General features: G+C 58.5%; 7 protein-coding genes. 2 read left to right on the top strand and 5 right to left on the bottom strand.

The features are described 5' to 3' along the window. Both groEL and I6F16_RS37040 read right to left on the bottom strand, forming a co-directional pair. Positions 1–691: chaperonin GroEL (groEL, locus tag I6F16_RS37045; RefSeq protein ID WP_225174720.1), on the bottom strand; the 691-nt coding region annotated here is incomplete at its 3' end. A gap of 84 nt (positions 692–775) precedes the next feature. After that, a complete protein-coding gene (locus tag I6F16_RS37040) occupies positions 776–1,090 on the bottom strand; it encodes a co-chaperone GroES (RefSeq protein ID WP_036016041.1) in 315 nt (104 codons plus the stop codon). A 1,028-nt stretch (positions 1,091–2,118) separates the two neighbouring features. On the opposite strand from I6F16_RS37040, the gene I6F16_RS37035 reads away from it, so the two are divergent. Next, positions 2,119–2,766, top strand: a complete 648-nt coding sequence (locus I6F16_RS37035; RefSeq protein ID WP_036016040.1) for an FkbM family methyltransferase — start codon at positions 2,119–2,121, stop codon at positions 2,764–2,766. Between the two features lie 1,027 nt (positions 2,767–3,793). Here the strand turns inward: I6F16_RS37035 and I6F16_RS37030 are convergent. From I6F16_RS37030 to I6F16_RS37020, 3 genes are all read right to left on the bottom strand, one after another. Next, positions 3,794–4,960 carry an acyl-CoA dehydrogenase family protein gene (locus I6F16_RS37030; protein WP_225174718.1) on the bottom strand — a complete coding sequence of 389 codons (1,167 nt, stop codon included), beginning with the start codon at positions 4,958–4,960 and terminating at the stop codon, positions 3,794–3,796. 1,890 nt (positions 4,961–6,850) lie between these two features. Further along, positions 6,851–7,594, bottom strand: coding sequence for a carbonic anhydrase (locus I6F16_RS37025; protein WP_225156258.1), 744 nt, complete (start codon positions 7,592–7,594; stop codon positions 6,851–6,853). A gap of 8 nt (positions 7,595–7,602) precedes the next feature. Continuing rightward, positions 7,603–8,328, bottom strand: a complete 726-nt coding sequence (locus I6F16_RS37020) for a thermonuclease family protein (RefSeq protein WP_225174717.1) — start codon at positions 8,326–8,328, stop codon at positions 7,603–7,605. Positions 8,329–8,715: 387 nt separating this feature from the next. Here I6F16_RS37020 and I6F16_RS37015 point away from each other — a divergent pair, with 387 nt between their 5' ends. Continuing rightward, entirely contained in the window at positions 8,716–8,946 is a 231-nt protein-coding gene (locus I6F16_RS37015; protein WP_157784129.1) for a hypothetical protein, read from the top strand. Positions 8,947–10,104 lie beyond the last annotated feature (1,158 nt).

The following is a 10,104-nucleotide window of genomic DNA, read 5'->3' as shown; positions in this document are numbered from 1 at the left end:
TCAGCGAGGAGAGCTTCTTCTCGTTGATGAGGATGTAGGCGTCGTCCATCTCAACGCGCATCTTGTCGGCGTTGGTGACGAAGTAGGGCGAGATGTAGCCGCGGTCGAACTGCATGCCCTCGACCACGTCGAGTTCGGTCTCGAGCGACTTGGCTTCCTCGACGGTGATGACGCCCTCGTTGCCGACCTTCTTCATGGCGTCGGCGAGGAACTTGCCGATCTCGGCATCGCCGTTGGCCGAGATGGTGCCGACCTGGGCGATCTCGTCGTTCGAGGTGACCTTCTTCGAGTTCTTCTCGAGGTCGGCCACGACGGCTTCGACCGCGAGGTCGATACCGCGCTTGAGGTCCATCGGGTTCATGCCGGCGGCGACCGACTTGGCGCCTTCACGCACGATTGCGGCGGCCAGGACGGTCGCGGTGGTGGTGCCATCGCCGGCAGCATCCGCAGCCTTCGAAGCCACTTCGCGCACCATCTGGGCGCCCATGTTCTCGAACTTGTCGTCGAGTTCGATCTCCTTGGCAACGGCAACGCCGTCCTTGGTGATGCGCGGCGCGCCGAACGACTTGTCGAGCACGACGTTGCGGCCCTTTGGACCAAGCGTGACCTGTACGGCATTGGCGAGAATGTCGACGCCGCGCAGCATACGATCCCTCGCATCTACTCCGAACTTGACTTCTTTGACTGACATAGAGAATTCCCTCAGTTCCGTTTAATTCATCCTTCAGCGCCCCGGTGGGCTCTCCTCAGGAGGGTGAGCTGTGCAAGCCCAGGATTAGGCGACCTTCTTCTTGGAGAACACATCGGTGAGAACGCCCATAATGTCGCTCTCCTTCATGATCAACAGGTCTTGCCCATCGATCTTGACCTCGGTGCCGGACCATTTGCCAAACAGCACCCGCTCACCGACTTCGATGTCGATCGGAATTAGCTTGCCAGCTTCGTCGCGGCCACCGGGGCCAACGGCGACGACTTCGCCCTGGGAGGGCTTTTCCTTCGCAGTGTCGGGAATGATGATGCCGCCAGCGGTCTTCTCTTCTGCGTCGATGCGCTTGACCACGACGCGGTCGTGAAGCGGACGGAAAGTCATAGAGGTCTCCTGAGCGTTTGAACAAGTTGAAGTTAGGCACAATGTGACAAGTAGACTGTAGCAAGAGTCAGGCCAGAAATGCGCTGAGCGATCTATCCTTCCAGTTCTGTAAAAGCATTGCCCGGGCAGCGTGTGTGTTTGTCCGGAAGCAAACGCGCTGAGGTGCACAGCCCACTCGGGTGTTGTGAAAAAGACATTGCGCTTCTTCGAAACACCCGCAGAGAGCCCCGGGACACTTCAACGTTGCTCAGGCGGCGGTTGCACTGATCGAGAGGCCTCGGGTTTCGACGACGTCGGGATCGCACCTAATTACCTGACGGTACAATCTAGCAGTGTGGCCGGAAGCGTGCGGTCTACAAGCTTTATCGAAGAGCGGCTCGTCCAATCTACCGTAGTCGTGCATGCGAATATGTATGCAACGATCTCGAAAGATCAGGTGCTGTTTCTTGTAAGCGGTGGCGTGCTCCAAGGCAGGTCACCATCGAATCGTACCGGATTGCCCGTGTCCAGCCGTGGCAGGGCGCTCAAAGCCTGCCGAATCGACCCTGGTCGTCGGTACGCCGACAGCACTTGAAGAAAGTTGCACGCGCCACGAAAGCTTGATTGCACCGAGCAACGCGTGCGTCCCGGCTTTCGCCGACTTCGTTCCTCGCCCACGAGCGCCGGGAGCTACTGGCAGCGAATCTGAGATGGCGGCCATCAGTCGGCCGAGCACATTCTGCGCAATTGGCATCCATATCTGACAGGTGACGCTCAAACGAGGGCGCTCTTTCGGCAACTCGAAAGAGCTAAGACGACGATCTGGCTCACTGAGGTCGCACTTTCCGACAATAGGTTCGAGAATTGCAGCGCGAGGGATAGCCTCTCCGGTTGATGCCGATGGCATCCAAACAGCTTCGTGGATCAAGAGGACTGGCGGATAAATGAATCTTATACCTTGATATACGTTGTGCGGCGGCTTCCGGCGTGTGAAGGCGGATTTGAAGTCGAAATTTCACCAGATCTCCGCGCACCATGGAAAAGCAGCTGTGTCGTCCGTAGAAGTACATCAGCACATCGTCTCACTTCTTCAGAAGCCGAATCCAGTCATCCTGGATATCGGCTGCAATGACGGGACTGATACGCAAAAGTTCCTAGAACTGTGCCCACAACCCCAGCTCTACTGCTTTGAGCCGGACCCTCGAGCGATCGCGCGCTTCAAGAAGAAGCTCGGCCCATCCCTCAATAGGGTGAAGCTGTTTGAGATCGCCATCAGTGATCGAAACGGAACGATCGACTTCCATCCAAGCAATGCAGATGGCGATGCGAAAGATTGGGACCTATCCGGTTCAATACGCCGTCCAAAAAACCATCTTACCGAGTACGATTGGGTCCGGTTTGAGCACCCTGTCTCCGTTGAGACACGGCGGCTGGACGACTGGTGCAGCGAAGCCAAGCTGGACGGAGTCGATTTTATCTGGATGGACGTTCAGGGAGCCGAGGCCGACGTTATCGCCGGCGGTATGCGGACCTTGAGCAACACGCGGTTCATCTACACCGAATATAGTGACCGCGAGCTCTACGAAGGGCAGTTGTCCCTGCAAGCCATTCTTAACTTGTTGCCATCATTTGAAGTGGCGGCTCACTATCCGCGCGCAGTGGAAGGTGATGTCTTGCTCAAGAATACGCGTGCCTAGCGGCTACTCAGATCGAGCGTCTCATTCACGGCCTGACCAGCGGATTCTATGCTGGCCGCAGCTGCACAACGTTGATCATCAAGGCGAGCGGTTATCGCGAGCCGGACAGGCAGTGCGGCTGCGGTTGCCATTGGGCCCGCGTGCACGTTGGCCGATCGAGCGGGAGCGGCCAGCGCGCTATCGCAGTCCTCGGATCCACGCCGTCCTGAGGAAGGCAGGGCCGTGGGCTAGCGTGGCGATCGAACAGCCGATGTAGCAGCACGGCGCTCGCGCGCTCATGGCGCCGCTACGTCGGTTCGGCTCCACCGACACTCGCCAGGATCTAACGCCGATCACGCCGAACCTGATCGCGTGGCTTCACCGGCGCAGCCAAAATCGCGCCCGGCTTGCCGATATCACTCCATCCAAACGGCATAGGGCTAGCTGTATTGGCGGGCGCCATGGATCTCTTCAGCCGAAAGAGAGCCGCCCGGGCGAAGCGCGACCTCATGCGGGCCGAAGCGCCTCTTCCGCGCCGTCGATGCCGATTCGCCAGCAGCGGCAAGATGATTGATCGATTTTCCGATCGCGGGTGTACAGTACGCTTCAGATTAACGTCCCACGGCCGTTGCCAGCGCTGGCGTGCCGCATCGATGAGCCGCAAGGGTGAGTGATAGGATAGTGGGCCATGGAGAGCTTCTTCCGCGCCGTGCGCCCCAAGCGGCAAGTAGGCAACCGGTGCGAGAGTTGAGCCCGCTTGCGTGGTGGTTTGGAGAGCTCGTGAGTTGAACCGCGAGCCGTTGCGCAGAAGTTCAGGTGTATCCTGGGCGGCCACGTCAATGATCGGGGCAGGGGCCAAGAGATTATAAGGGCTCGTATGTTTGGACAACGAAAGGGTAGTCCAGGATATGGAGGGGCATCAAGAGAGCCCAGCGGTGTCTTTGTTCACATTGAAACAAGGGGCCATGTCCTCAGCGGCAGACCACATCATCACGCAAGTGCAGTAATCCGTCGGCGTGGCGTGTGGCTTGCCCATGCGTGCCCCACTTTATGGGAAACCCGGTTGTATTGCACTTCCCAGCAGGGCGCGGCCAGCGCTCTGGAGCGTTCCCTCGTTTAAAGCTGCGTGCTGGGCAACCACGAAGCTGTCGCACATGGCCCGTGCTAGATTGCTGGTGCTATAGAGCGCCTCAGTTCCAGCAAGACCGCTCGCAATCCTGCAGACCTCTGCCCCCTGCCGCGCGGCGTTCGTCGCGGCGAGCCGCATTAGCGTCGTGGTACCAAGATTTACCTCACCCTTGAGCGCCTCCTTCCACAGCTCCTCCGTGGCTTCGTAAAAGAAGGAACGAGCGGAACGTAGCATGGCTTCGGCTTTGGCGATTTCAAGCTGGACATAGCCGCGCTCAGCCATCACGGGCGCTCCAGTGATCGAGCCACGGGTTTCGGCCATGGCGATTACGTCGTCTATTGCGGAGCGCGCAATCCCGATGCCGACAATGGCATGCGCCTGCGCGGCGAAGGCGACGGCCGGATAACGATAGATCGGCCCATCAAGTGTCGGCGGACCGCCGCGGATCAAGGTCCATTCCTCCGGCACAATGACGTCGCTGACCACGACATCGTGGCTTCCGGTGCCTTGCAGTCCGATGACGTCCCAATTGGGCCGAATTGTCACCTTCTCGGCCGGCATCACCGCTACACGCGGGAGGTCACCGCTCGGATCGTCTTCCAACGTGATACCAACTCCTATCAAATCCGCCTCGGGTGAGCCGCTAGCGAATGGCCACACGCCGTTCACGATAAATCCGTCGGCGCATCGCTTAGCGGGTTGGAGCGGGAAAAGCGCACCCGCCAACACCACGTCAGGTCCATTGGCGTACACTTTGCGAAGGGTGTCGTCCGGAAGAGCAGCGAGGTAGCGAGCTCCATCCCCGAAGCTGGCGACCCAACCGGCGGAGCCGTCGGCCTCGGAAATGCGCTCGACCAGCCGACAAAAATCGGCTGGCGTTCGCTCCTCACCGCCGAATCGCTTGGCAGCCATAGCGCGATAGACGCCGACGCGTCTGAAGCCGTCGATGATTTCTTTTGGAATCTTCTGCGCGCGGCTAAACTCGTTGCGACGCGCACGGATGTCGACGAGTAGCGGCGACAGATCAGCCCAGGTCGCAGTCGCGGCGTGGGTTCCGGAAGTTATCTTTTCTGGTGGAGCGTTCATAGATCATCCTCCGTGTCTTGAGCCGATCATCGCCGCGCCTCATTCATATGGACTGCGCGCATGGCGAGGCCAGGTGATTTGGCACCCGCTGGGCGGCATTCTCAAACCTGTCGCGGTTGATCTCGAATGCATGAGATTGCATACGGTAGCTTCCCAACTTAAGCGGCTGGAAGCCTGAGCGAGATATAGCTGTTGTCGCTGGCATTGAGGCTGGCCGGCAAAGCAGCCGGTACGCTGCGGCGGCATCGATCCGCCTTTCCCACACTGACTCTCCGGCGGTCGATCGGGGCCTGCGGCGCATGTCTTCTCCACATGAACGTGTGGTCACACTTGGGACAGGCCGGGTCGAACCAAGTTTGGAGTTCCTGAGTTGTGCTTGGTAGAGCGTCCAAGCCTGCGGCCTCTTGCCCGCCTTCCCAGCAATTGACGTGCCATCAAGCATGGCTGCCGACTTTGTCTGAATCGCGCGAGATCACTCTGCCGTGCCATGCCAGCACAACGCTCGCGTCTCCGTGTTTGCTTTCAGGCACAAGATGTCATTAACTCAACAAGCCGCAAAGAAAACCACGGAGGCGGACCTCGACCGCCAACGACCGGGTTCAACGTTCCTGCTTAAGCTTAAGTCCCGCTCCGGTCTCCTGACGCCACCAACAGCCCAAATTTGCTGCTCGTGCGACTGCTGGTGAGCGCTTGCTTAGAAGCTGACCTCCAGACCGCAGGTGTTCAAGAAACGCACGGCGGCTCCAGACGCTGTAATTGCACGATCAACTGTGGTTCGAGGTGACTGCAAGAGTGCCCCGCTCATGCAAGCGAAGACGAAGCGTTTCGAACAGGTTTCGGGGGCTTTCCGGGCTTGCCAGCAACAGAGGAGCCTGTCCGCGTTCTGCCGTACCGAACGCAAGAAGTTCGTGCACATTCCTGACTGGCCGACCCTCTTGCGGCCGCTGGCGGCTCTTTCTTCGGCGGTCTACCAATTCTTCCGATCTTGGCCGAGTTTGCCAAATTCCTGCGACAACTATGCGCGCATCACGAGCGTTGCGACAGACCAGGCACGACACGTTCTGAAGCTAGTGCTCTGTTCCCATAAGCGACTCAGTGATTGAAGAGCCTGATTCCGGAAGCGCGGTTGCGAGATGATTTCCGTCGGTGCGCGCAGTTGAAACATGGCTGCTGGCGCACCGAAGTCAGCTGTGCAGATAGAACTCGAAACATTCGCTAAGTCTCGCCGCGGCTTAGAACCGACCAGCTTCCGCGTACAGGCGACGCACTTTGTAAGCGTCGAGTTTCTTCTCGTGTCGAGCTCGTCATGGAGGACGGCGAACGAGACGATCTAACGAACGATTGATGCGCGGCTGGCTTTCCGATGGTCGCGGTCTCCCAAATGGCTGATGCAGGAGGGCTGTCCGGTACTGATGCGGGTAGCATGTTGCTTTACAGCCCCAGGCCGGGCAGTCTTGCTGGTTGTACTATGTGATCCTCGGCCCTGGCTGAGCTCGGTTATAAAAGCAGGACCGTGGATGCCTTGCCCGCTCGGAGCTGAGAAGCTCTCGGGATCGTCGCGTGCTCTGGAGTTCAGAGCCTGCAATGCTTCGCGATGCGATCTGCTGCCTGAACACCTCCATTGGGTTGGCGGTTCAACCAGGAGGCATGAATGCTGCCGGACGCGCTATGTGTGTTTCTTGATGCTGGCCGCGCGTTGCCAACATGAGTGCGTATAACACGAGAAGAATTAAGAGGCCGCGCATATCTAAGGGTTCCTGAAGCGATGACAATTGTGGAGCGGATAGCATCCGGCGTATTTGTTGTAGACGATGAACCAATAAAACGGCGCGGAACAGAAGCGCTGTATCAGGCAGCAGACGATTTGCCGGGAGTGTGAAGGTGCTGGCATCAGCTCACAATATCGACCTTGCCGGTGTCGATCCGATACAGGCCCCCGACGACCTTCAGTCGGTTCTGCTCGACTGCGGCGTTCAGAATCGGACCCGTCGATTTGAATTTGTTGACGTTATTGATCACATTTTGTCGGGTTGCTTGGGCGAACGCGTCGCCGGCTTGGTCGCCAGATGCTTTCACTGCAGGAGAAAGTGCAGTGACCAGGGATGAAATGTGCCCCGGCGGCCGCTTATCTTCATGGAGCGACTTGATCGTGGCGTCTATCGCACCGCAATGATCGTGGCCAAGTACGAGGATCAGCGGCGTGTTGAGTATGGCAACCGCGTATTCCATACTGGCGAGCGTATCATCGTTAGCGAAGTTGCCGGCGACCCGGCAGACAAACAGATCACCTAGTCCGCTGTTGAAGACAAGTTCGGGGACCACGCGGGAGTCGGCGCAGCTCAGAACCGCTGCATATGGATTTTGTCCCTCAACCAAGACCGGCCGCTCGCGCCTGAAATCGTCGACTCGTGATGCGCCCTGGACATAACGATCGTTCCCCTTCAGCAGCCGACTCAGGGCAGCATCTGGCGAGAGCAGGTTGTTTGGCTTGGGCGGGCCTTTTGCTTCCTTCGCGTCGACAATCTTACTGCCGAACCGCAGGAAAGCTGTCGAAGCAGCAAAGAGCAACAGTGACCGGCGCGAACGCGCGTGCTTGTTTAAATGGGACATGTCTTGAGAATGGGCTGCTTGCATGTGTCGCCTCATGGCACGGCCTTACGCCACCCGGTGGCTTCGGCTTCCGCTTCGCTGCAGAGCCAGCGTTCGCCGCGCTTCTTCGTCATGCCGATTTGTTCGTAACCGGGTTGCCCTGGCAGGTAATAAATGCGCTCGCCTCTGCGCTCGACAGTGCCTTTTATCAGGCACTCGGGGGACGGCGGTTCCGATAGCAGGACGGATCCAAGCAGGACTTCCTGAGCGTCGACCGGAACCGACGTCGCGCCCACGATAATCGTACCCCTATTGCGGCGAGGCCAGTCCCAGGGCGCGATGAACGCGCCGGACCACAGCCCCGCATGGGCTGTGCTGGCCGCCAACTCAGAAACAAGGTAGGTATGGTGAGATGCACCAGCCGATAGCGCCAAGCCCGAGCGTACCATCCAGGCGTTTATATCCTCGCCTTCGATGAAGCAGCTGCCGAGGGCTCGCCGATACTCATCGACTCTTTCGGTATGACAATCCCACGTTCGCCCATTCGAATGCTTGATGAGCTCGTCGCGAACAGCTACGCCGCAGGCCCATTTCCGGCCCTGTGCGTCGAGGCAAATCTGATCCGTCTCAGGAGCTTCGATGCCTGAGAGACGAACGGTCGTTTTCTCGATCTGGATTGTATTGCCGTCGAGGATGCGCGGAGCACCGCTGAGTGTCGCGGCGAAAACCGGAGATGTGATGAGAGCGATCAATGCGAACATAATTCCGCGGTGCTTCATCCCGACAATAACCTTTCGCTACTGATCCATGTTCACGCACGATACGGTGCCGATACATTCGATTGCTCGACCACAGATGTAGATTCCGCCGGCTTCGATGTGTGCTTTATGAGAGCTTGGCGTGAGACCGAACCTACGACCTGACGCTGCGTAAGGATCAAGAGCTTTCTTCCCGTGCGTGCGGCGGTGTCCTTCGAGCATCGGCGGCTCTCTCACCGGAAGCGTACTGTACCGTTGAACCTAAGGAGGAGATCCTCCGCGTGGCGCCGAACTCGCGATGCTGGACAAACCCGACCCTCGGAATGCTGTGCTCCTCCTTGCAAAAAGTGAGCGACTATGAAGCGTCGGCGCTTGCGGCTGAGTCAGGCGTTGAGGAGCAACCTTGCCATGGTTGGTGATGACTTCCATCGGCAAACCGGACAGTTCCGACGAGGGCGAGGAAATTCGCCCCAAAGTCTTGTCACGAAAAAGATGTTCAAAAAGGATCTGGTCTGGCTCGCTCTGACCGGGTTAGACAAAGACGCGATGGAGTTCAGCCTCAACGCTCGCCGCGTAAATGAAGCGTTCTTGTTCGAGCAAACCGCGCAAATCCGTTCCTTGTTACGCCAGACGAGATGATCGTTGATACCAATCGCATTATGGCATTTGGCTCCTCCGCGCGGCACCATCGTCGTTGGTGCTACTGCCCAGACGTGTGTACAAGAATTGAACTGTTTATGGCTCAGGCGGCGCTACGGGCCGCCGCTCTTTGGTAGTGACGGTTCCCCGCGATCTCAAGTGGCTTACCCAGGAACGCTGGCATCAGCGCCCGTTTTCTCCAGGAATTGGAAAGGCTGCGATATCGAGCCGCGGGCTTTGCCGTGGATGCACCGGGCGTGGGCAAGCTGCCGACGTGTTCGGACAATCGCGAGTGCCATCCTGATGCAATTCAGTGTGAGGTTTCAGTCCACAATACGTGTTTGCCCATCGCGCACTCGGGGCGAATAGCTCTGGTGCGGTTTAGCCGACTCAAGCTACACATCGTTCCTTAGCACCTCACTACATAATGGGAATGAGATGGTCGCAGTCGTTCGGGAAGTACCGGTCTCATCTTACGCGCTTGAAGTAGATGGCCAACTCAGAGCCGAATTCGCGACCAAAGACGGTGCCACGGCAGGTCGAGCAGAATTAAAGAAGCGGTTTCCGATGCTTGAAATCCGGGTCTATGACGTGCAGACGAATGAGAGGAAATCTAGGGCCGAATCAGTTCGGCGCTCAACGTTCTTGCGTACAGCTCCGGAGCTTCCCGCCCTGCGCACTCGGAAATGGGCAGGCGCTCAGCGGGTATGCCGGGGTTGCTACCAGTTTAACTTCCTCGCCCGTTTCGTCTCAGCATAGGTCCCTAGTGCCGGGTCAAAGTCGCTTGGCTCACGCTCCTGCGTATGCCGCAGTCACACGATGCGCGGCGCGCACGCCGAGTCGGCTTGGGCCGGAGGCATCTACAAGCTCTCTACTGAAGAATGCATGAGAGCTGGTTCCCCCCCAGCAACTTGGTGTGCTCTCACTGGGTGGAGTGCAGGCGGCAAACCACATCTCGCAAACTAGTACGCGCCGCTAAGCTGTCAAACGCCATCCGGAACTGCCCCCTTTGCGTCATGAAGAACTGCCCCCACCATCGGCATTATGATCTCGGTTGAAGGTTGTTTCCGCCGGTGACGGGCCGGAGGGAGGCGGAGCCGACCGGAGGGCCGTCACCGGCGGTCGGCGGCTTGATGAGGCCGCTCTTGCGCTTGGCGC

The sequence above is a fragment of the Bradyrhizobium sp. IC4060 genome (assembly GCF_020193715.1).
Taxonomy (GTDB): domain Bacteria; phylum Pseudomonadota; class Alphaproteobacteria; order Rhizobiales; family Xanthobacteraceae; genus Bradyrhizobium; species Bradyrhizobium yuanmingense.
The sequence above is the reverse complement of the archived record's forward strand: the minus strand, read 5'-3'. Positions and strand labels throughout refer to the sequence as shown.

Bases quoted from the DNA above. Each gene is read 5' to 3' on its own strand.
- I6F16_RS37040 (WP_036016041.1), bottom strand. From the start codon at position 1,090: ATGACTTTCCGTCCGCTTCACGACCGCGTCGTGGTCAAGCGCATCGAC.
- I6F16_RS37015 (WP_157784129.1), top strand. From the start codon at position 8,716: ATGGTTGGTGATGACTTCCATCGGCAAACCGGACAGTTCCGACGAGGG.
- I6F16_RS37030 (WP_225174718.1), bottom strand. From the start codon at position 4,960: ATGAACGCTCCACCAGAAAAGATAACTTCCGGAACCCACGCCGCGACT.
- I6F16_RS37020 (WP_225174717.1), bottom strand. From the start codon at position 8,328: ATGAAGCACCGCGGAATTATGTTCGCATTGATCGCTCTCATCACATCT.
- I6F16_RS37025 (WP_225156258.1), bottom strand. From the start codon at position 7,594: ATGCAAGCAGCCCATTCTCAAGACATGTCCCATTTAAACAAGCACGCG.